Here is a 22,436-nt window from a genome sequence, read left to right on the forward strand (position 1 = left end):
GGCCCTGACCTATGGCGAACCAATCGTTGAAGACGCTCACCGAAACCCTCGCGGGCCGGTTGACCGAACGGGCCCTTCCGGGCGAACTGAGGGATTTCGGGGCGAGCGAGGTCGCGCAGGCCGCGGCGTTCGTCGCCGCGACCGCCGCGCACCGTGACGACGGCGCGCCGGCGATCGCGATCGAGCCGATCAGTGCGGACGACACGCGGCGGCGGATGCGGCTCGCGATCGTCAACGACGACATGCCGTTCCTGGTCGATTCGATCGCGGCGGCGATCGGCGCGCAGGACATCGCGGTCGATCGGATCATCCACCCCGTCGTCCGAACGACGCGCGCCCCCGATGGCACGCTGCACGCGATCGACGCGGACGGCCAGGGCGCAGGTCGGCCAGAATCGATGATCTATCTCGAGATGGAGCGTGCCGATGCGCGTGACCGTCGCGGGCTGATCGAGGACCTCACGGCCGTGTTGGCCGACGTCCGCGCGGCGGTGACCGACTGGCGCGCGATGCAGGCGGCGCTCGACGACGATATCGCGAAGCTGCCCGAGGGCGAGGGTGCCGCGCTGTTGCAGTGGTTTCTGAACGGGCATCTGACTCTGCTCGGGCATCAGATCTGGCATCGTGACGGGAGCGGTCACGCCGCGCTCGGTATCGCGCGCAACGAACACCGCGTGCCGATCCTCGCCGAAGCATCGCGCGCACTCGCGATCGCGTGGTTCGAAGCGGGCAACGACGCACCGTTGCTGCTGAAGTCGAATTTGATCTCAACCGTCCACCGCGCCGTCCCGCTCGACTTGGTCGTGGTGCCGGTGATGGAGGGCGCGACGGTCGCCGGGCTGTCGATTTACAGCGGGCTGTGGACCAGCGCCGCGCTGGCCGCGATGCCGCGCGACGTGCCGGTATTGCGCACGCGCCTGGCGGCGATGAAGGCCAAATTCGGGTTCGATCCGCGTGGTCATGCCGGCAAGGCGCTGACGCATGCGTTCACGGCGTTGCCGCACGACCTGGTGATCGCGTTCGCACCCGATGCGTTGGAGGATCTGGCACTGACGGCGATGAGCATCGCGGATCGGCCCCGGCCGGCGCTCGTGCTGGTCGAGTCCGCGCTCGGGCGTCACCTGTTCGGGTTCGTCTGGCTGCCCCGCGACGACGTGACCAACACGCGCCGTGTCGCGATCGGCGACATGCTGGCGGAGGCGGCGAATGCCAGCGTGCTCAACTGGTCGATCGCGCTGGAGGACGGCGAGGTCGCGATGATCCGCTACACGCTCGATCTGCGCGGCGATGGCCGGATGCCCGATGTTGCGCCGCTTGCGCTGCGGTTGCAGCGGATGGTGCGTGGCTGGGTGTCGGACGTCGAGGCCGCGCTGGTCGAGACGTTGCCGCCGCCACGCGCTGCGCGTCTGGCGCTGAAATGGGCGGCTGCGTTCCCGCAGAATTATCGCAATCTCAGCACGGCGGCCGAAGCTGCCGAAGACATCCAGCGCATCGCCGCACTGAACGACGCGGATGCACGCGGCGTGCGCCTCGTTCCGGGCGAAGCCGGCACCGATCCGCAGCTGAAGATCTACAAGCTGGGTGGTGCACTCCCCCTGTCCGACGCAGTCCCGGTGCTGGAGAATTTCGGCTTCCGCGTGATCGGCGAGTTGCCGACGCGGTTGCGCGACGACAGCGTGCCGTTCGTGCATGACTTCGTGCTTGAGGCGAACGACGCGGCGCAGCAGAGCGATGCGAGCGTGCTCGAAGGCGCGATCGCGGCGGTGCTGGAAGGCGCGGCCGAGAACGACGCGTTCAACCGGCTGATCGTCGAACTCGGGATGCGTCCCGAAGCGATCGTGCTGTTCCGCGCGTGGTTCCGGTATCTGCGCCAGGCGGGGCTTCCGTATGGCCTGACCACCGTCGTCGATGCGCTCCGGCGTGCGCCGAAGGTTGCCGCCGCTCTGATCGCGCGGTTCACGGCGGTCCACCACCCCGATCATCCCGGCAACGCGATCGAAGCGGACCAGGCAATCGAAGCCGGGCTCGATGCCGTCACGGCGATCGACGACGACCGCATCCTGCGTGCGTATCGCAACCTAATCGCGGCGACTCTGCGGACCAACGCGTTCACGCCCGCCGCGTCTGAAGCGCTCGCGTTCAAGCTCGACAGCCATCTGATCCCCGGCCTGCCCGCCCCCGTGCCGTGGCGCGAAGTATGGGTCTATTCGCCCCGCGTCGAGGGTATCCACCTCCGCGCCGGCCCGGTCGCACGTGGTGGCCTGCGCTGGTCCGACCGTCGCGACGATTTCCGCACCGAGATCCTCGGGCTGATGAAGGCGCAGCGCGTCAAGAACGCCGTCATCGTGCCGACCGGCGCGAAGGGCGGCTTCTATCCGAAGCAACTCCCTGCCCCGTCGAACCGTGACGCGTGGCTCGCCGAGGGCACCGAGAGCTACCGGATCTTCATCCGCACCTTGCTGTCGATCACCGACAACATCGTCGAGGGCAAGGTCGTGCATCCGGACGGCGTGACGATCCTCGACGGCGAGGACCCGTATTTCGTCGTCGCCGCCGACAAGGGCACCGCGACGTTCAGCGACGTGGCGAACGCGCTCGCGCTCGAACGCGGCTATTGGCTGGGCGACGCGTTCGCCTCCGGTGGCTCGGTCGGGTACGATCACAAGGCGATGGGGATCACCGCCAAGGGCGCGTGGCTGAGCGTCCAGCGGCACTTCGCCGAACGCGGTCTCGACGTGCAGAGCGAGAGCATCACCGTCGTCGGCTGCGGCGACATGTCGGGCGACGTGTTCGGCAACGGCATGCTGCTGTCGAAGACGCTGAAGGTCATCGCGGCGTTCGATCACCGCCACATCTTCCTTGATCCCGATCCCGATCCAGCGACCAGCTGGGAGGAGCGCAACCGGATGTTCGCGCTGCCGCGGTCGAGCTGGGCGGATTACGACGCCAGCCTGATTTCGAAGGGCGGCGGCGTGTTCGCGCGCACCGACAAGATCGTGAAGCTGTCGCCGCAGGTGCAGGCCGCGCTGGGCGTGACGGCGAGCGAGATGGAGCCGGGCGCGCTGATCTCGGCGATCCTCAAGGCGCCCGCTGACCTGCTCTGGTTCGGCGGCATCGGCACCTATGTGAAGGCCGCGTCCGAGGCGAACGTCGCGGTCGGCGATCCGGCCAACGACCGGCTGCGCGTCAACGCGGAGGACCTGCGCGTCATTGCGATCGGCGAAGGCGCGAATTTGGGCGTCACACAGGCGGCGCGTATCGCGTTCTCGGCGCGCGGGGGTCGGATCAACACCGACTTCATCGACAATTCGGCGGGCGTCGACTGCTCGGATAACGAGGTCAACATCAAGATCGCGCTCAACCGCGAGATGATCGAAGGGCGGTTGGAGTACGAGGACCGCAACACGCTGCTCGCCAGCATGACCGACGACGTCGCGCATCTGGTGCTGGAGGACAACCGCCTCCAGACGCTGGCGCTGTCGATCGCGGAAGCGGACGGCGCGGTCGCGATGCCGAGCTATGTCCGCGTGATCGAGATCTTCGAGGGCGGCGGCAGGCTCGATCGGGCGGTCGAGGGGCTGGCGTCGAACGATATCCTGCTGCGGCGCGGGCAGGATGGTCTGGGGCTCACGCGGCCTGAGCTGGCGGTGCTGCTGGCGACCGCCAAGCTCGGGTTGCAGGACGCGATCGAGCATAGCGACATTGCGAAGGACGACGCGCTCAAACCCGATCTGCACGCCGCTTTCCCCGCGGCGATGCGCGAGCGGTTCGAGACAGCGATCGACGAGCATCGGCTGCGGCCCGAGATCGTCGCGACCAAGCTCGCCAACCGGATCGTCAATCGATTGGGCATCCTCTACCCGTTCGAACTGGCGGAAGAGGAAGGCGCGGCGATGGGCGACATCGCGGCGATGTTCGTCGTCGCCGAGCGCCTGTTCGACCTGCCGGCACTGTGGGCGGAGATCGAAACCGCGGTGATGCCCGAGGCGGCACGGATCGCGCTGTTCGACGAGGTGGCGGTCGCGACCCGCTCGCAGATCGCCGATTTGTTGCGCGTGTCTGCACCGGGCGCTGTGCCGGGCGACGTCCTCGCGCGGCTGGCGAAGGGCATCACGCAGCTCGACAGCCAGACTGCTGCGTTGCTGCTCGAAGAGGCCAGCGCGCAGAGCAGCCGCATCGCGGGGCAGCTCGAGGCGGTCGGTGCACCGGGCGATCTGGTGCGCAAGGTCGTTCGCCTTTTCGAGATGGACGGCGCGGTCGGGCTGGCGGATCTTGGCGAGCGGATGGCGCTCGACGAGGCGGTGGTGACGCGGGCGTTCACGCATCTCGGGCAGGCGCTGGGGCTCGATTGGGCGCAGGCGAATGCGGCGCGGATCAGTCCGACCGATCCTTGGGAGCGGTTGCTGGTCGCCGGGCTGGCACGCGATTTCCAGCAGTTGCGGCTGGAGTTCCTTGCGCGGTGTGGGGCGCAGGATCCGCAGGGTGCGGTCGAGAAGTGGCTGCTGACGAATGCGGCGCGGGTGGCGCAGTTCAAGGCGGTGATCGACCGCGCGCGCCATGCGGCGGTGCCGAACGCGGCGATGCTCGCGCAGATCGCCGGTCAGGCGCGGGTGCTGCTGGGGCGGTAACTGCTACCCCTCTCCCCTGCGGGGAGAGGGAGGGGCCCGCGTGCTCTTGCGCGTGGGAGGGTGAGGGGAATGGGGCTCGGGACGCAGATCCTAACTACCCCTCACCCTCCCGTCGCCAAGAGGCTCCTCCTTCCCTCTCCCCGGAGGGGAGAGGGACAGGTTACGCCCGTCGCGCCGCCAACTCCGCCTTCCACTTGCGTGCGCGCACCCACATGATCACGCCGGTCACCGCCAGCACCGCGGGCAATATCCCGCCGAGAAAAATCACGCTCTGCCACAGCGGCCCCATGTCGGTGCCATCGTGGATCCGCCGAATCCACCGCGCCACGCCGCCCTGAGGCCGCGCGGGCGCGGCGGTCGCGCCGCCGGTGTCGTCCGCGACCTTCACACCGATCGGCGAGTCTCTGCCCTGAAACGTCACCGTCCAGTCCGCGCTGAGGTCGGTCGGCCACGTGACACTCCGCAACGACGCATTGTCGACGATGCCGCGCGCCTTGCCGATCGCCACCGCGAGAGGCTGCGCGGGCGACGCCAGCGGTTTTGCGCGCATCATCGCGCCGCGATCGGGACCGCCTCTCGGCCGCGACGTCTCGCCGGTGAGCTTCCCGAAGACCTGCGGGAACGAGATCCAGGCACCCGTCAGCGACAGCACGAACAGCGGCAACGCGATCCAGAACCCGAACAGGTGATGCAGGTTGGTCTCGACGTCGCGGTGCCGTCGGAACCGCAATCCGCGCGTCCACTTCCCCACCGTCGGCCACCACAGCCACAGCCCGGTGAAGCACGACGCCATCATCGCGACGCCGATCCAGCCGACGATCGAGCGCCCGACGCCGGGCAGTTGCAGGCTCCCGTGCAGAACGTGCAGGAACCGCACGAGCCCGCCGTTCGAGGGCGACACCTCGAGCACGCGCGCGGTCGGCGGATCGAGATACACCATCGTCCGCTGGCCAGGCCCCGGCCGGGTCGGCGCGCTGGCCGGACTGGCCGCGACGACCACCGGGCCGTCGTCGTCGGGCATCGTCAAATTCGCGATCCGCTCGCCATGCTTCAACGCAGCACGCGCCGAGGCGACATAGCTGTCGGGCCCGACCACGGTCCTCCCCGAGACCGCATAGCGCGCCGGATCGACGATCCGGTCGAGCGCGTCATGCCAAACCAGCGCCGCGCCGCTGAGCGACAGCGGGATGATCAGGATCGCCAGCACCAGCCCGATCCACTTGTGGATCTGGAACCACGCGCGCCGCATCGCCAGCTTGCTCATTCGCCCATCACTCCGCCCTGTTCGCGCCGGCGTCGCAGGCGGATCGCCGCGCGTCAATCGCGGGTCAGGCGTCCGCCCAGCGGCGCAGCAGGTTATGATACACCCCCGTCAGCCGCACGGTCGCCGGATCGCCTTGGCCTTGTGCGACCGCGACCGCCTGCACGCCCTGGTCGAGATCAAACAGGATCCGCCGGGCGCCGTCGTCACGCACCATCGACTGGAGCCAGAAGAACGACGCGGTACGCACCCCGCGCGTGACCGGCGTCACCCGGTGCAGGCTGGACGCGGGGTAGAGGACCATGTGCCCGGCGTGCAGCTTGACCGACTGTGGACCGAACTGATCCTCGATCACCAGTTCGCCGCCGTCGTACGTCTCGGGATCGTCGAGGAAGAGCGTTGCGGACAGGTCGCTGCGGATGCGGAAATCGGTGCCGCGCTTCATCCGGATCGCGTTGTCGACGTGCAGCCCGAAATCCTGGCCGCCAGCGTAGCGGTTGAACAGCGGCGGGAACACTTTCAGAGGGAGCGCCGCAGCGACGAACAAGGCCGATCGCCCAAGCGCGTCGAGCACGATCCCGCCCGCCTCGCGCGCGGCCGCCGAGTCCTCGGGCAATTGCTCGTTGCGCTTGGCGAGCGCGCTTTGCGGCCCCGACGTGGCATTGCCGTCGATCCACTCGGCCTGGTCGATCAGCGTGCGGACATGCGCGACACCGGCCGCATCGAGGACATCGGGGATCGCGATCAACATGGCTTCACCCTAGAATGCAGCGGCGATACCGGCAATCTGCCCGCATCGCCGCCGAGCCTCACATGCTGTAGAACAGCGTCAGCCGCACCGAGCGCGCCTCGCCAGGCGTCGCCCAGCCATTGTTGCGGATGCCGGTGTAGTATTTCTCGTTGGTGAAGTTCTGCACGTTGAGCTGCGCGGTCAGGCCGTTGCCGACGGTGTACGACAGGAACGCACGATGCGTCAGGTAATCCGCCGAGTGGAAGACCGGCGTCACCACGGTGGTCGGCGCGAGCGGGGTGGCCAGCGCGCTCTGGTTCAAGGGGAACGCACCCTGATATGTCAGACCGTAGCCAAGCTGTAGACCGAACGGCAGCGTGTAGGTCGCAAACAGGCTGCCCGAATGCTTCGGCGTATTCGCGAGCGCCTGCCCTGCCTGCGTATCGAGGATCGCGGCCGAGTTGCCGCACGCATTGTTCGTCGTCGTGACCGTACCGACGGTCGTACGGACCGGCCCCGGATTGGCGAGACAGAAGTTCGAAACGCTCTGGATGATCTTCGCCTTCAGATACGTGTAGTTGGCGAAGATCGAGAAGGCGTGCGAGATGCTGCCGCTAGCGCCCAGCGCGATGCCGTCGACGCGCGAACGGCCGTCGTTGACGCCGAGCGTCGTGACGATCGGGTCGTTCGTGGCGACGCGGTAGTTGGTTCGCTCGTTACGGAACACGGCCGCTGTAAGTTGCAGCTTGCGCGAGAACAGGTCCGCCTTCGCGCCAAGTTCGTAGTTCACCGCCTTTTCCGGCTTTACGTCGCATGGGTCCAACTGACCCGCGGGCGCATTGATCAGCGTTCCGCAACCGAGCCGGACGGTCGCAGACGTCGGTGTGGTCGCATTGCCGTACGATGCATACAGGCTGACCGTCTCGATCGGCTTGAAGTTGATGCCGCCGCGGTACGAGAACAGCGTTTCGTCGCTCGTCTGGTTCAGCCCGCGCGTATAATTGCCGAGCGTCGCGTCGGGCACGACCGAGAAGGTGTCGGCGCGGAACGTTCCCTTGGCATGTTCGTAGCGCAAGCCGAAATTGACCTCGATCTGCGGGATCACCTTGATCGTGTCGAAGGCATAGACGGCCGCATTGCTGGTGGTGCCCTGCGACCGGCCGGCCTGGATGAAGTTAGATGCGCCGGTGTAGTCGGTGTTCGGGTTGGCGAGGTTGATCGGTGGCTGCGCGACCGTCGCACCGGTCGCGGTACGCAGCGTGTTGCCCGTGACGATGGTATAATCCTCCTGCGCGAAGGACGCGCCAAGGACCAGCGTGTGCTCAAGCCCGGCGGTATCGAAGACCGAACGGAGATCGGTCTGGTTGTAGAGAATCTGGTTTTCCTGGTTCCGCACGAAACCGCGCGGGCCACTGGGATAATAGGTGCCTGGAATGTTCTGCGGTCCGGTCGCGCTCGTCGCCGCGCACGTGAGAGGCGTGGTCGCGACGTTCGTCAGCGGCAATGGCTGGAACCCAGTCGACAGACAGAACACACCCTGCGGCGCGCTGGTCAACGAGTCTTGCTGAACGCGCTGCCACCGGCTCAGATTGCGGATCGAGACCTTGTCGGAGAAGCTGTGGCTGACCGTGGCGGTCGCCTGGTCGACGGTGATGTCCTGCGCGTCGAGGTTGCGGATGCCGTAATAGCCGGAATTGTCGGCACCCGGCAGCGGCCCGTTGTTCACCGCGTTACGGAAATACGGCACGCCGTAGACCGGAACGTTCTCGTCCTCCTGATGCAGATATTGCAACGTCAGGCTGGTCGGCCCTTCGACGCCGACGATCAGCGACGGCGCGACGGCCCAGCGCTTGTTATACTCGACGTCGCGGCCCGGAATGTCGTTCTTGTGCGCGACTGCGTTGAGGCGGACCGCGACCAGATCGCTGACCCGGACGTTCGAATCGATCGTCGTGCGGTAATAATCGTCGCTGCCAACGCCGCCGGATACCACCGTCAGCGTCTCCGCCTGCGGGCGCTTGGTCACGAGATTGATCGTGCCACCGACCGATCCGCCACCGCCGAACACGCTGTTCGCGCCGTTATAGACCTCGACCTGTTGCAGGTTGAACGTCTCGCTGCGGCTATACTGTGCGCTGTCGCGGACGCCGTCGATCGTGATGTCGTTGTTGGCCGAATAGCCGCGCAGGTTGATGCTGTCGCCGTAGCCGCCGCCGCCTTCGCCCGCGCCGAAGGTGATGCCGGGGATGGTCTGCAACACGTCGCGCAGGGTCAGCAGGTTCTGCTTGCGGATCGTCTGGTCGCCAATGATCGTCACGGTCTGCGTGGTGTCGAGCAGGCTGCGCGTTGCCTTCGGGCTCTCCAGCGTGGTCGCGGGCGCGTTCTTGCCGTTGACGACGATCTCGTCGCGCTCGAGCTGCTTGTCCTGATCGTCCGTCGCGTGAACCTTGGCCGCCTCGGCAGGACGATCGGCGGCATAGGCGGGCGCGCTGGCGATGAATCCTACGCACGAAAGCGCCAGAAATGCAGGCGCGGCGGATGAGCGCGACGAGAAACCGGACATGCGAAACCCCTTGATAGTTGGGGGCTCGCTATTGAGAGTCGTTCTCACTGTCAACGCTATTGCGACTGGTTATCACATATTGTTACTGAAGAGCCATGTTCTCAACGCGCTAGCAAGGTTGGGGGGATCGTCCGCGACGATGCGGATCGCGTCGATCTCGGCAACGAGCGCGGATAGCGGCAGCCCGTGGCGCACCGCGTCGGCTTCCAGCGCCTGCCAGAATACGGGCTCTAGGCTGATCGAGGTCTGGTGGCCGGCAATCGTGATCGATCGTTTTACCGGGCCGTGAAACCCGTCCGATGGCGCGACGATCCCCGGCCCCTCGCTCAAGCCGTGATCACTCGGTGTCGAACAGCGAGGCCAGCTGTTCGATGATCGTGCCGCCGAGCTGCTCGACGTCCATGATCGTCACGGCGCGCGCGTAATAACGGGTGACGTCGTGACCGATGCCGATCGCGACCAGTTCGACCGGCGACTTGCTCTCGATCCAGCCGATCACCTGGCGCAGATGGCGTTCGAGATACGAACCCGAGTTCACGCTGAGCGTCGAATCGTCGACCGGCGCGCCGTCGCTGATCACCATCAGGATGCGACGTTCCTCGGGCCGTGCGACCAGACGCGCATGCGCCCACATCAGCGCTTCGCCGTCGATATTCTCCTTCAGCAACCCCTCGCGCATCATGAGGCCCAGCGAGTTGCGCGCGCGGCGCCACGGCTCATCGGCGCGCTTGTAGACGATGTGGCGGATGTCGTTGAGGCGACCCGGCTGCGGCGGACGGCCCGCGGCGAGCCAGGTCTCACGGCTCTGCCCACCCTTCCAGGCACGCGTCGTAAAACCGAGGATCTCGGTCTTCACGCCGCAGCGCTCCAGCGTGCGTGCGAGAATGTCCGCGCTGATCGCTGCGATCGAAATCGGGCGGCCGCGCATCGAGCCGGAATTGTCGATCAGCAGCGTCACGACGGTGTCGCGGAAGTCGGTCTCCCGTTCGGCCTTGTAGCTCAGCGACAGCGTCGGGTTGACGATCACGCGTGCGAGGCGCGCCGCGTCGAGGATACCCTCCTCTTGGTCGAAATCCCACGACCGCGACTGCTGCGCCATCAACCGCCGCTGGAGCCGGTTGGCGAGCTTCGACACGGTCGATTGCAGGTGCACGAGCTGCTGGTCGAGATAGCCGCGCAACCGCGCCAGCTCGTCGGCGTCGCACAGCTCGGTGGCGGCGATCACCTCATCGAACTGCGTCGTCCATGGCTTGTAGTCGAACGCGCCGCCCATGTCCGCGAAGGGACGGTTCGGGCGGACCGGCTGCATGCCTTCCTCGCCGTCGTCGCCGGGCTCGCCGTCGATGTCGTCCATCGACTCGTCGCTCTGCTCCTGGCCGTCGCTTTCCTCGTTCTGCTGCTCGGACTGTTCGCCGCGGGCCTCGACTTCGCCCTGGCCGTCCTCGCCCTGCTCGTCGCCTTCGTCGCCCTCGTCCTGCTGCTGCTCGTCGGTGCCCTCGTCCTCGGAGCCGCCTTCGTCGCTCTCCTCGGGGACCTGATCGCTCTCGACCAGTTCGAGTTCCTGCAGCATCTTCCGCGCAAGACCCTGGAACGCCTTCTGGTCGTCGAGCGCGTAGGCCAGCGCGTCGAGGTCGGTCTTGCTCTCGATCCACTCGCGCACCAGCGCGAGACCGGGTGCGGCGAGCGCGGGGGATTCCTGCCCGGTCAGCCGCTCGCGTACCATGAGGCCGAGTGCGGTCGACAATGGCACCTCGTCACGATTGCGCGCGCGTGTAATCGGATCGGCGCGAAGGCGAACGTCGAGCGCCCGTTCGAGGTTCTCGGTAATGCCCGCATAGCCGCGCGACCCAAGCGCCTCTACCCGCGCGGTTTCGACCGAGTCGAACACCGCACGCGCCACCGCGTCGACCGGCGCCGCACGATTATGCAGCGCGATGTCGTGATGCTTTAACCGAAGCGCGAAGCCGTCCGCAAACCCACGCGCCTCAGCGACTTGCTCGAGCGGAAGAGCGCGCGCCGGCATCGGCACCTTGATGTGCTTGCCGCTCTGCGTCGGCGCGTCGGCAGTGAACGCGAGCTCGACCTCCGGCTCCTCCGAGATCGCACGCGCCGTGCCGGCAAGAACCGCCTTGAAGCGATCGAGAGGGGTTTCGTTGGCCAAAGGCTCAGGCCTTACCCACCACGCTCTCAGGAAGATCCTTGCCGAACACGCGCTGGTAATATTCGGCGACCAGCGGCCGTTCCGCTTCGTCGCACTTGTTGAGGAACGACAGGCGGAACGCGAAGCCGACGTCGCCGAAGATCAGCGCGTTCTGTGCCCAGGTGATCACCGTGCGCGGGCTCATCACGGTCGAGATGTCGCCGTTGACGAAGCCCTTGCGCGTCATGTCGGCGACGCGGACCATGTTCTCGACGGTCTTCTTGCCCTCGGGCTTGTCGTATTCGCCGGACTTGGCGAGCACGATCTGCGCCTCGACCTTGGCGGGCAAATAGTTGAGCGTGACGACGATGTTCCAGCGGTCCATCTGGCCCTGGTTGATCTGCTGCGTGCCGTGATACAGCCCGCTGGTGTCGCCGAGGCCGACCGTGTTGGCAGTTGCAAACAGACGGAACCACGGGTTCGGACGGATCACGCGGTTCTGGTCGAGCAGCGTCAGCTTGCCCTCGGTCTCCAGCACGCGCTGGATTACGAACATCACGTCCGGGCGACCGGCGTCGTACTCGTCGAACACCAGCGCGGTCGGCGTCTGCAACGCCCAAGGCAGCAGGCCTTCGCGGAACTCGGTGATCTGCTGGCCGTCCTTCAGCACGATCGCATCGCGGCCGATCAGGTCGATGCGGCTGATGTGCGCGTCGAGGTTGATGCGGATGCACGGCCATTTCAGGCGCGCCGCGACCTGCTCGATATGCGTCGATTTGCCGGTGCCGTGATAGCCCTGGACCATCACGCGACGGTTATGCGCAAACCCGGCGAGGACGGCGAGCGTGGTGTCGGCATCGAAGACGTACGCCGGATCGAGATCGGGGACGCGCTCGTCGGCTTCGGAAAAGGCCGGCACTTCCATGTCGGAATCGATCCCGAACATCTCGCGCACCTTCACCATGCGGTCGGGTGCGTCGAGGATCGTGGTCTCGCGGCTGTCGGGCTGGGTATTCGGGATATCGGTCATGTTGGCCTCGTGTTCCCGGTAGCTCTAGGCCAAGCGCGGGCAGTTACTCAACCGCCGCTGTACGATTGGTCGGGCGATTGACCGGAAGAGTTAGACGAACCGCTCGCCAGCCGTGCGGTTCCGGCCGGCGCGTCGTGAAATATCGATCAGAGTAAGTATGGATCACATTCCCGCTTCGTCAGGCAAACGCCGTGGCACCTTTCAGATGCTGGTAGGCGGCGATCACCTTCTGCAACTCGGCTTCATGCGCGCGGTCGCCGCCGTTACGATCGGGATGATAGCGGCGGACAAGTTCGCTGTAGCGTTTGCGCAGCGCCGTCCGGTCAGTGTCCGTGCCGAGCCCGAGCACGCGCAACGAGCGCCGCTCGCCGTCGGACAGCACGCGGCCGTCCTTGCGCGCCGCCGCCATCCGCTCGCCGAACCTTGCACCGATCGCATCGATCGGGTCGGCGAAGTCCGCCCATTTCGGCGGGGTGTCGCCGCCGCCATGCGCAAACGCGCGCGTCTCGCGTTCCCAGCCCGCCAACGGGCGCTGCGCGTAGTGAATCTCGTCCGCGGTCATGCCGTCGAAGAAATTATACCCCGAATTGAACGCGCGGACATGCTCGAGGCAGAACCAGCGGAACTGCGGCGGGCCGCCGTCGCTCGGTCCTTCGAGCGGGGGCGCACGAAATTCGCCAGGCTCCTCGCAGTCGCGCCACATGCAGACGCGACCCGTCCCTTCCACGCGGCCGTGAAACCGTGGGCTGGGGCGTTCTTTCCGCTCTTTTCGCCCATCGTTTGTGTATCCGTCGTCCGCCACCGGCTCCCCGCGCTTCCAAAACGGGCTATATAGGAAGCATGACAGACCTCGCCACCGGCTCCGTACAGGACCAGATCACCGCCCGCCTTACCGCGACACTCGCCCCGACGCAGCTGACCGTCGTCAACGAGAGCGGGCTTCACGCCGGCCATATGGGCGACGACGGCACCGGCGAGACGCATTTTCGCGTCGAGGTGGAAACGCCGCAGTTCGAAGGGCTTAATCGCGTCGCTCGCCAGCGGCTCGTGAACCAGGCGCTCGCCGAACTGTTGAGCACGAAGATTCACGCGCTCGCCATCAAGGCACGCGCGCCTGGGGAGATTTGATGGCGTACAAGCTCTGGTACTGGCCCTCCCTTCAAGGACGCGGCGAGTTCGTCCGGCTCGCGCTCGAAGGCGCCGAGATCGCGTATGAGGATTGCGCGCGCGGCGTAGGCGAAGAGGGTTTGCTCGCTGATCTGAACGACCGCACCGGACGGACGCCGTTCGCGCCGCCGTATCTGGAGCTCGACGGCCTGGTGATCGCGCAGGTCGCCAACATCCTGATGTATCTCGGCGAGCGCCACGGTCTTGCCCCATCCAACATGGCGGACCGGCTGTGGCTCAACCAGCTCCAGCTGACGATCGCCGACCTCGTCGCGGAGGTCCACAACGTCCACCATCCGGTCGCGATGATGGACTATTACGACGACCAGAAGCCCGAGGCCGCGCGTGCCGCGAAACAGTTCCGCGAGGCACGGATGCCGAAGTATCTCGGTCATTTCGAGGATGCGGCGCAGGCCAATCCGGGCGACTGGCTGATCGATCACAAATGGACCTACGCCGATACGTCGCTGTTCCAGGTGATCGAGGGGCTGCGGTACATGTTCCCGAAGCGGATGAAGACGCTCGAACCCGACTATCCGAATTTGGTCCGGATTTATGATCAGGTCGCTGAGTTGCCGGGCATCAAGGCCTATCTGAAAAGCGACCGTCGCCTCGCGTTCAACACCGACGGCATCTTCCGCGCCTATCCGGAACTCGATGCGGCATGAGTCTTCGTGGCTTCCTCACAACAGGTACCTTCCCGGCGAAGGCCGGGGTCCAGTTGGGAGACAGGCGTAACGATGGGCAGCCCGTCGCCATATCGACCTTTCCAACTGGACCCCGGCCTTCGCCGGGGAGGTGCTGGCCGGGGAGGTGTTGGTTGTGAGGACCCCGCGCCCGGCCGCGCGGATCCTGCTGGTCGACGGCCAGGATCGCGTGCTGATGTTCCGTTTCACCCCCACCGACCGCCCGCCGCTCTGGTGCACGCCCGGCGGCGCAGTCGATCCCGGCGAGAGCTACGCCGCCGCCGCCCGCCGCGAACTCTGGGAGGAGGTCGGGCTCGACATCGACTGCGGCCCCGAAGTCGCGCGCCGCGTCGTCGACTTTCGCACCTTCGAAGGCACAGAGGTCACCGCCGACGAGCGCTATTTCCGGATCGACGTCGACACGTGCGACGTAAAGGCCGGCAATCTCACCGAACAGGAGAAGCAACTGCTCGTCGGTCACCGCTGGTTTTCCCGAAACGACATCGTCGCGCATGACGAAACGCTCTATCCAGCAGACCTGGTCGAACTCCTCGACGCCACGGAACCTGCCAAGGGATAACGCCATGCTCGATGATTTCGTCCTCCAGACCATCCTGCCGTCGACGCACGATCTCGGCGGTTTCAAGGTCCACCGCACGCTGCCGAACAAGGAGCGGACGATGGTCGGGCCGTTCCTGTTCTTCGACCAGATGGGGCCGGCGCATCTCGATGTCGGCCAAGGCATCGATGTGCGCCCGCATCCGCATATCAACCTGTCGACCGTCACCTATCTGTTCGATGGCGCGATAGATCACCGCGATTCGCTCGGCACGCAGGCGCGGATCGAGCCGGGCGCGGTGAACCTGATGACCGCGGGCCACGGCATCGTCCATTCCGAACGCTCGCCCGGCGACGAGCGCGCCGAGGGGCCGAACCTGTCGGGCATCCAGACCTGGCTGGCGATGCCCGAGGCGGTCGAGGAGATCGACCCGGCGTTCGAGCACGTCACCAAGGCGCAGCTGCCGACGATCGAGGCGCACGGCGCGCGCTCGCGGATCATCATGGGGAGCCTGTGGGGCCAGACCGCGCCGACGACGACCTATTCGGGGACGATCTACGCCGACATCGCGCTCGATCCGGGCGCGAGCGTGCCGATCGACGCGGCGGCGGAGGAGCGCGCGATCTACCTCGCGATGGGCGAGGCGACGCTGGAAGGGGTGAAGCTGGAACCGCAAGTGCTGTACGTCCTGCGCCCCGGCATCTCAGCGACGCTGCGGTCGGCGCATGGCGGCCGTGCAATGCTGTGCGGCGGCGATGCGTTCAAGACGCCGCGCCACGTCTGGTGGAACTTCGTCAGCTCGAACCGGGATCGTATCGAGCAGGCGAAGCGCGACTGGAATGCGGGCAATTTCCCCAAGGTACCCGGCGACGAAAAGGAATGGATCGAGATCCCGGCGATCCCGAAGACGGTCAGCTATCCGTGACTCCTCCCCTCCCGCAAGCGGGAGGGGGTAGGGGTGGGCAGGCGCTATCGCTGCCCGCTCCGTTTGAAACTTGCCGCGAGCCCACCCCCGGCCCCTCCCGCGTGCGGGAGGGGAGTCGAAAGCGCATCCTCCCCTCCCGCTTGCGGGGGGGGTCGGGGGAGGGCATGTTCCAAGGGCAGCGCGACGGGCAGGCCCTCCCCTGACCCCTCCCGCGAGCGAGAGGGGAATCATGACACTGCAACGCATAGCGCTATCCACCGGAGTCGATCTCGACATCGCGATCAGCGGCGACCCCGCGTCCCCGCCAATCATCCTGCTCCACGGCTTCCCCGAATCGCACCGCACCTGGCGCGCCATCGCCCCGGACCTCGCCCGCAATCACTACGTGATCGCCCCCGACCAGCGCGGGTTCGCACGATCGTCCAAGCCGGAGGGCGTCGACAGCTATACCCCCGACAAGATCGTCGCCGACCTGATCGCGCTCGCGGATCACCTCGACATCGACCGCTTCACGCTGGTCGGTCACGACTGGGGCGGCGCGGTCGCGTGGATGGCGGCGCTCCGCCACCCCGAGCGCATCGCGAAGCTCGTCATCATCAACGCCCCCCACCCGCTCGTCTTCCAGCGGACCATGTTCGACGACCTCGAACAGCGCGCCGCCAGCCAGTATATCCGCGCCTTCCGCAACCTCGATCTCGAGAAGCATATCCAGTCGGTCGGCCTCGAAACCTTCTTCGACACCAGTTTCTCGAAGCACGCCGACCTCGCCGCGATGGCCGAAGACAAGGCCGCCTATCTCGACGAATGGGGCCAGCCCGGCGCGATCACCGGCATGCTCAACTGGTACCGCGCGAGCGCGATCGTCGTTCCCGCAATGGATGAAACCCCGCCCCGGCCCGCCTTTCTCGATGCACCGTTTCCGCCGACCGCGATGCCAGTGCTGGTGATCTGGGGGATGAAGGACAGCGCATTGCTGCCGCGCCAGCTCGACCTTGGCGATTACGTGCCCGACCTGACGATCGAGAAGATCGACGCGGGGCATTTCGTGCCGTGGCAGAAACCCGACGCTGTGATCGCTGCGATGCGCCGTTGGGGCATCTGAGCGAGCGAAGAGATGTGATGGCACTCTCAACGTTCCGTCATCGTGACGACGGTGCGGGAATTTTCCGCGCACCTGTCTAAATCCTGACCACCGCATTCGGAAAGCGTTCAGCGGCCGGGGAGCAAAACCCTGTTTATGCCGTTGATTCGGCGTCGATATAGGAGAGCAGTCATGCGTAAGATCATCCTCGCGGCCGTTGCCGCCGCCACCCTCGCCCCCACCATCGCAACCGCGCAGAGCTACGGCGAAGCGCGCCGCAGCCAGCGCGAAGTCCTCGAAAGCCGGCGCGACCTGAACGACGCGCGTCGCTATGGCGATCGCCGAGACGTCCGCGAAGCTCGCCAGGAACTGCGCGAAGACCGCCGCGAGGCCCGCGAGGACTGGCGCGATTATCGTCGCACGCACGGTGATGTCTACCGCCGCCCCGCCTATGTCGGCCCGCGCGGCTATCGCTATCGCCCAGTGGCCGTCGGCTACCGCTTCGCGCCGAACTATTACGGCCGCCAATACTGGATCAACGACTATCAGACCTATCGCCTGTCGCGCCCGGCCTACGGGTATCAGCGCTGGATCCGCTATGGCCGCGACGTCGTCCTGGTCGACACGCGCTCGGGCCGCGTCGTGCAGGTGAACAACGGCTTCTTCTACTAAGACCTTTTACGAAGTTCGGGCGGCCCGGGAGCGATCCCGGGCCGCTCGCGTATCCGACGCCTCAGTCCTTCTCGTAGGCGCCACGTCGCATGACGTAGTCTCGCGTCTCGTACGGCGCCGAGAGCCCCTCGATCCAGGCGCCATGCGCATGCGTCAGCGCAACCAGTTCCATCGCCCGCTCGCCCGGCCAGCCGCGTACGCGAACCTCATGCCGGTGGAGATCACGGTTCGGCTCCATCATCACCCAGCCGAGCGGTCGCTCCACCGTCGCGCGCGCGCCCGCTGCGTCCATTGTGACCCGTATCCGCTCGCGGGAGGTCGCCGGCAGATACTGCCACACCACCGAATGCATCAGCACGCGCGTAACGCCGTCGGGCTGCGGCTCGGCCAACCGCGCCTCGACCCAGTCGGCGGCATCGCCTTCGACCAGATCGACGCCGCCGTCGCGCACCATCGCGATCGCCGCCGCGAGCCGCGCCTGCCGCTCGACCGCATCGACCCAGACATACGCCGCCAACCGCGTCCCCGCCGCCGGTTCGGACAGGTCGAGCGGGTGGATATCGACACCGCTTGCGGACACGATCTCGACCGCCATGTCGGGCGGCGTTTCACCCCGCCATTCGGGGCGGATCGTCACCGGCGAACCGGCCGGCCCGACCATCACGCCGCCGAGATCGAACCGATAGCGGTCGATCAGCAGGTTCAGCCCGGCGCTCGATCCGATCTCCAGAACCTCGAACTTGGCGCCGTAGCGCGTCGCCAGATGAAGCAGCCCGGTCATCAGCCCCGCCGACCGCCCGGCTTCGTTGGTCTGCGGCGGACCATCAAGCCACGGCAGCAACGCGGAATCATGGGTGATGAGCGTCGCCTTCAACGTCACGACGACGCGCGTCGGGTCAGTCTCTCCACCCAAAAATACGGCTGAGAGCGCCGGATCGACGTCCGCCCGGTGCAGTGCGTGCAAGCCCCCGACCAATCGCAACGCCAGCGCATCGGCGACCGGTTCGCCAGACCAGTCGAGTGTCCGCCGCCCCGTCTCGCTGTTGCGATCGAGCGACTCCGCCAATGCGGTGCAGACCCGCGCGGTGATCGGCGCGTCCATCGCGGTGCAATAGCCCGCCTGGATATCGAACGCCGCGCGGTTTGCCGTTTCATTTGCCATGCGCAGGTTGTTGCACCCGTCCAGCCCCACCCGTAAAGCCCGGCGCGTGCCAGACAGTCAGATCATCATCGCCGTCCCCAAGGGACGCATCCTCGCCGAGGCCCTGCCGCTGCTCGCGCGCGCCGGGGTGCATCCCGAGGCGTCGTTCTCGGACGAAAACAGCCGCGCGCTGCGGTTCGCTACCAACGATCCGGCGATCTCGCTGATCCGGGTGCGCGCGTTCGACGTCGCGACTTTCGTTGCGCATGGGGCGGCGCAACTTGGCATCGTCGGGTCGGACGTGATCGCGGAGTTCGGTTATTCGGAATTGTACGCGCCGGTCGACCTCGGCATCGGCCATTGCCGGCTGTCGGTCGCCGAACCTGCCGAGATGGCCGCGCAGGACGATCCGCGCGGCTGGAGCCACGTCCGCGTCGCGACCAAATATCCGCATGTGACGGCGGCGCATTTCGCGAGCCGCGGCGTCCAGGCGGAGTGCGTGAAGCTCAACGGCGCGATGGAACTGGCGCCGACGCTGGGGCTGGCACCGCGGATCGTCGACCTGGTTTCGTCCGGCCGCACGCTGCTGGAAAACGGACTGGTCGAGGTCGAGACGATCATGGAGGTGACCAGCCGCCTGGTGGTCAACCGCGCTGCGATGAAGACGCGCGCGCGGGTCGTGCCACTGGTCGAGGCGTTCCGTCGCGCGGTAGAGCAGGAGATCGCAGCATGACGGCGCTCTTCTGCCCCCCTTCCCGCAAGCGGGAAGGGGCCGGGGGTTGGGCTTTCGCTATCCTCGACCGAAACGCTCGCGGTGAGCGCGTGCCCACCCCCAACCCCTCCCGCATGCGGGAGGAGGGCAAGTGATCCGCCTCAACACCTCGGACGCGGACTTCGCCACCCGCTTCACCGCGCTCGTCGAAGACCGCCGCGAATCCGACGCCGGCGTCACGCAGGACGTCGCCACGATCATCGCCGCGGTACGCCGCGACGGCGAAACCGCACTCCGCGACCTCACGCAGAAGCACGACCGCCACGACCTCGAAACCACCGGCTGGCAGATCGACGCGAGCGACTGCAAGGCTGCGTTCGACGCACTCGATCCCGACCTGCGCACCGCGCTCGAACTCGCCGCCGCCCGCATCCGCGCGTACCACGAGAAACAGCGCCCCCTCGACAGCGACTCGGTCGACTCTGCTGGCGTAAGGCTCGGCGCACGCTGGTTGCCCGTCGATGCCGCCGGCATCTACGTTCCCGGTGGCCGCGCCGCCTACCCCTCCTCGCTGCTGATGAATGCGATCCCCGCCAAGGTCGCGGGCGTCGGCCGTCTCGCGATGGTCACGCCGACCCCCGACGGCCAGATCAACCCGCTGGTCCTCGCCGCCGCACATCTCGCGGGCGTCGATGAAGTCTGGCGAGTCGGTGGCGCGCAGGCTGTCGCCGCGCTCGCGTACGGCGCGGGCCGGATCGAGCCGGTCGACGTCATCACGGGCCCCGGCAACGCCTGGGTCGCGGAAGCCAAGCGCCAGGTCTACGGCGTCGTCGGCATCGACATGGTCGCGGGCCCTTCCGAGATCGTCGTCGTCGCGGACGCGCTCAACGACCCCGAATGGACCGCCGCCGACCTGCTCAGCCAGGCCGAGCACGACATTACCACGCAGTCGATCCTGTTCACCGACGACGCCGCCTTCGCGGACAAGGTCGCGGATGCCGTCGACCGCCAGTTACGCGAGCTGGCTACGGAGGCGGTCGCGCGCGTTGCTTGGGAGATCAATGGCGCGATCGTCGTCGTCGACACGCTGGCGGACGCGATCCCGCTGGTCGACCGGCTCGCCGCCGAGCATCTCCAGCTAGCGATCCCCGACCCGCAAGGCTTCTTCGACCGCATCCGCCATGCAGGTTCGGTCTTCCTAGGCCGCTACACCCCCGAGGCGATCGGCGATTACGTAGCCGGCCCGAACCACGTCCTCCCAACCGGCCGTCGGGCGCGGTTTGCCAGCGGGTTGTCGGTGCTCGACTTCATGAAGCGCACCAGCTTCCTGGCGTTGGACGAAGCTGCGCTGCGCGAACTCGGCCCAGCCACGGTCGCGCTGGCCAATGCCGAGGGACTGCCTGCACATGCGAAATCGGTCGCGTTGAGGCTGCGGCTGAACAGCTAGAGTCGTTCACGCGAAGGCGCAAAGGCGCGAAGATTGTGCGCTTTCCGCGTAGCGGCTGTTTCACGACGCCAAGTACCATTGTGCAGCGGCTGCGCCGCAGGGCGACATCTTCGCGCCTTTGCGCCTTCGCGTGAACAAACTCTTCTCTGCCAACGCGCGCGAAACGCAAAGGGCTGACACACACGCCCCCCGCGCCTACAGGCAACCGCTTATGACTCGAACCGCCCCCCGCACCAAGGCGCGTGCCGCCGCTCGCCTCGCCGCCGTCCAGGCGACTTACCAGCACGAGATGGAGGGCACCGCGATGCCCGTCCTGCTCAACGAATTCCACCAGCACCGGCTCGGCGCGACGATCGAAGACGTCGAATATGCCGAGGCCGACGTCGATTTCTTCGACGACCTGGTGACCGGCGCCAACGCGCGTGCCGGCGAGATCGACGTGCTGATCGAGGGCAAGCTCGCCAAGGGCTGGACGCTCGCGCGGCTCGACAAGCCGATGAAGGCTATCATCCGTGTCGGCACCTACGAACTTCTCGCCCGCAAGGACGTGCCGGTCGCCGCGGTGATCAGCGAATATGTCGATGTGGCGCATGCGTTCTACGACAAGCGGGAGTCGGGGTTCGTGAATGGCCTGCTCGACGGCATCGCAAAAGAAGTGCGTGCCTGACGAACTCCCTCTCCCCTCTGGGGAGAGGGTCGGGGTGAGGGGCTGCCAAACAGTGCGGCGCCTGGAACAGCCCCTCACCCCAGCCCTCTCCCCGGAGGAGAGAGAGAGAGAGCAGATCCTGACTGAGGCCGAGTTCATTGCTGCACTGCGTCGGCTTCCGCTTCATCCGGCAGCGCGTGGTCTCGACGACGATACCGCGTTGATCGACGCTGGCCCGCTCGTCGTAACCACCGACACGCTGGTCGAAGGCGTGCACTTCCTCCCGACCGATCCCGCGCAGGACGTCGCGTGGAAGCTGGTCGCGACCAACCTTTCCGACCTTGCCGCGAAGGGGGCGAAGCCCGAAGGCATCCTCCTCAACTACCCGCTCGGCGACGATGCTTGGGATCATGCTTTTCTCGAAGGGCTCGCGGAAGTCCTGACGGCCTTCGACACGCGCATCATCGGCGGTGACACCGTGACGCTCCCACCGAATGCGCCGCGAGTCCTGACGGTCACCGCGTTCGGCAGCGACGCCGCCGCCCCTGCCCGCAACGGCGCACGGGTAGGCGACGCGCTCTACGTTACCGGCACAATCGGCGATGCCGGTGCGGGGCTAGCCATCGCACTCGGTGCACAAGGCCCAGCGAAACTGCTCGCCGCATACCGGCGCCCGCAGCCACGGCTCGGCGACGGCCGTATCCTCGGTCCCCAGGTCCATGCGATGATGGACGTCTCGGACGGGCTGCTCATCGACGCGTCCCGCATGGCGCTCGCCAGTGGCCTCGCTGTCAGCATCAACCTCGCGCGAATCCCGCTCTCCAACGCCTACCGCGCCTTCTCCGGCGACCGGATCGCCGCAGCCACTGCGGGAGACGACTACCAACTCCTTTTTGCTGCACCGCAAGATTTCATCACCGACGCTGCTCGTATCGGTGGGTTTTCAACCGGCTCCGGCCTTAGCCTTCACGACTCCGGCAAACCCGTCCCGCTCCCGACAAGTCTAGGCTACGAACACAAACCCGGAGGATAACTTGCGCAATACCCC

At 66.7% G+C, this 22,436-nt stretch carries 19 protein-coding genes; 11 read left to right on the plus strand and 8 right to left on the minus strand.

The window, feature by feature from the left end:
* Positions 1 to 11: 11 nt before the first annotated feature.
* Positions 12 to 4,628 carry an NAD-glutamate dehydrogenase gene (locus IFR23_RS06770; RefSeq protein ID WP_192975223.1) on the plus strand — a complete coding sequence of 1,539 codons (4,617 nt, stop codon included), beginning with the start codon at positions 12 to 14 and terminating at the stop codon, positions 4,626 to 4,628.
* Between the two features lie 160 nt (positions 4,629 to 4,788).
* Here IFR23_RS06770 and IFR23_RS06775 read toward each other — a convergent pair whose 3' ends face one another.
* The 7 genes from IFR23_RS06775 to IFR23_RS06805 form a co-directional block, all read right to left on the minus strand.
* On the minus strand, positions 4,789 to 5,892 hold the full coding sequence (locus IFR23_RS06775) for a PepSY-associated TM helix domain-containing protein (RefSeq protein WP_192975224.1): 1,104 nt from the start codon (positions 5,890 to 5,892) through the stop codon (positions 4,789 to 4,791).
* 64 nt (positions 5,893 to 5,956) lie between these two features.
* Positions 5,957 to 6,640, minus strand: a complete 684-nt coding sequence (locus IFR23_RS06780; protein ID WP_192975225.1) for a Fe2+-dependent dioxygenase — start codon at positions 6,638 to 6,640, stop codon at positions 5,957 to 5,959.
* Between the two features lie 58 nt (positions 6,641 to 6,698).
* Entirely contained in the window at positions 6,699 to 9,182 is a 2,484-nt protein-coding gene (locus IFR23_RS06785) for a TonB-dependent receptor (protein ID WP_192975226.1), read from the minus strand.
* Positions 9,183 to 9,254: 72 nt separating this feature from the next.
* Positions 9,255 to 9,512: a ribbon-helix-helix domain-containing protein gene (locus IFR23_RS06790; RefSeq protein WP_107963993.1), complete on the minus strand. Its 258-nt coding sequence runs from the start codon at positions 9,510 to 9,512 to the stop codon at positions 9,255 to 9,257.
* Between the two features lie 7 nt (positions 9,513 to 9,519).
* Entirely contained in the window at positions 9,520 to 11,343 is a 1,824-nt protein-coding gene (cobT, locus tag IFR23_RS06795; RefSeq protein ID WP_192975227.1) for a cobaltochelatase subunit CobT, read from the minus strand.
* Positions 11,344 to 11,347: 4 nt separating this feature from the next.
* Positions 11,348 to 12,352 (minus strand): cobaltochelatase subunit CobS, encoded by a 1,005-nt coding sequence (gene cobS / locus IFR23_RS06800; RefSeq protein ID WP_056052421.1) that lies wholly within the window; start codon positions 12,350 to 12,352, stop codon positions 11,348 to 11,350.
* Between the two features lie 178 nt (positions 12,353 to 12,530).
* Positions 12,531 to 13,055 (minus strand): J domain-containing protein, encoded by a 525-nt coding sequence (locus IFR23_RS06805; RefSeq protein WP_192975228.1) that lies wholly within the window; start codon positions 13,053 to 13,055, stop codon positions 12,531 to 12,533.
* Positions 13,056 to 13,192: 137 nt separating this feature from the next.
* Between IFR23_RS06805 and IFR23_RS06810 the strand changes: the two genes are divergently transcribed.
* The 6 genes from IFR23_RS06810 to IFR23_RS06835 all read left to right on the plus strand — a co-directional run bounded on the left by IFR23_RS06810 (position 13,193) and on the right by IFR23_RS06835 (position 17,442).
* Positions 13,193 to 13,480, plus strand: a complete 288-nt coding sequence (locus IFR23_RS06810; RefSeq protein WP_093398431.1) for a BolA family protein — start codon at positions 13,193 to 13,195, stop codon at positions 13,478 to 13,480.
* Positions 13,480 to 14,187, plus strand: a complete 708-nt coding sequence (locus IFR23_RS06815) for a glutathione S-transferase (RefSeq protein ID WP_192975229.1) — start codon at positions 13,480 to 13,482, stop codon at positions 14,185 to 14,187. Before IFR23_RS06810 ends, IFR23_RS06815 begins: the two co-directional genes overlap by 1 nt.
* Positions 14,188 to 14,335: 148 nt before the next feature.
* Positions 14,336 to 14,785, plus strand: coding sequence for an NUDIX hydrolase (locus IFR23_RS06820; protein ID WP_274599168.1), 450 nt, complete (start codon positions 14,336 to 14,338; stop codon positions 14,783 to 14,785).
* 4 nt (positions 14,786 to 14,789) lie between these two features.
* On the plus strand, positions 14,790 to 15,689 hold the full coding sequence (locus IFR23_RS06825) for a pirin family protein (protein WP_192975230.1): 900 nt from the start codon (positions 14,790 to 14,792) through the stop codon (positions 15,687 to 15,689).
* A 229-nt stretch (positions 15,690 to 15,918) separates the two neighbouring features.
* Entirely contained in the window at positions 15,919 to 16,791 is an 873-nt protein-coding gene (locus IFR23_RS06830; protein WP_192975231.1) for an alpha/beta fold hydrolase, read from the plus strand.
* A 171-nt stretch (positions 16,792 to 16,962) separates the two neighbouring features.
* Positions 16,963 to 17,442, plus strand: a complete 480-nt coding sequence (locus IFR23_RS06835) for an RcnB family protein (RefSeq protein WP_192975232.1) — start codon at positions 16,963 to 16,965, stop codon at positions 17,440 to 17,442.
* Between the two features lie 61 nt (positions 17,443 to 17,503).
* Here the strand turns inward: IFR23_RS06835 and IFR23_RS06840 are convergent, their stop codons facing one another.
* The gene (locus IFR23_RS06840) at positions 17,504 to 18,604 is read right to left on the minus strand and encodes a DUF2332 domain-containing protein (RefSeq protein ID WP_192975233.1); all 1,101 of its coding nucleotides are present in this window, start codon (positions 18,602 to 18,604) and stop codon (positions 17,504 to 17,506) included.
* Positions 18,605 to 18,650: 46 nt separating this feature from the next.
* On the opposite strand from IFR23_RS06840, the gene hisG reads away from it, so the two are divergent.
* The 4 genes from hisG to thiL all read left to right on the plus strand — a co-directional run bounded on the left by hisG (position 18,651) and on the right by thiL (position 22,421).
* Positions 18,651 to 19,316 (plus strand): ATP phosphoribosyltransferase, encoded by a 666-nt coding sequence (gene hisG, locus IFR23_RS06845; RefSeq protein WP_342344886.1) that lies wholly within the window; start codon positions 18,651 to 18,653, stop codon positions 19,314 to 19,316.
* Between the two features lie 130 nt (positions 19,317 to 19,446).
* Positions 19,447 to 20,742, plus strand: a complete 1,296-nt coding sequence (hisD, locus tag IFR23_RS06850) for a histidinol dehydrogenase (RefSeq protein ID WP_192975235.1) — start codon at positions 19,447 to 19,449, stop codon at positions 20,740 to 20,742.
* 211 nt (positions 20,743 to 20,953) lie between these two features.
* On the plus strand, positions 20,954 to 21,409 hold the full coding sequence (nusB, locus tag IFR23_RS06855; protein WP_056488135.1) for a transcription antitermination factor NusB: 456 nt from the start codon (positions 20,954 to 20,956) through the stop codon (positions 21,407 to 21,409).
* Positions 21,410 to 21,527: 118 nt separating this feature from the next.
* Positions 21,528 to 22,421, plus strand: a complete 894-nt coding sequence (gene thiL, locus IFR23_RS06860) for a thiamine-phosphate kinase (RefSeq protein ID WP_192975392.1) — start codon at positions 21,528 to 21,530, stop codon at positions 22,419 to 22,421.
* Positions 22,422 to 22,436 lie beyond the last annotated feature (15 nt).

It is taken from the genome of Sphingomonas sp. CFBP 13603, from assembly GCF_014892665.1.
Taxonomy (GTDB): domain Bacteria; phylum Pseudomonadota; class Alphaproteobacteria; order Sphingomonadales; family Sphingomonadaceae; genus Sphingomonas.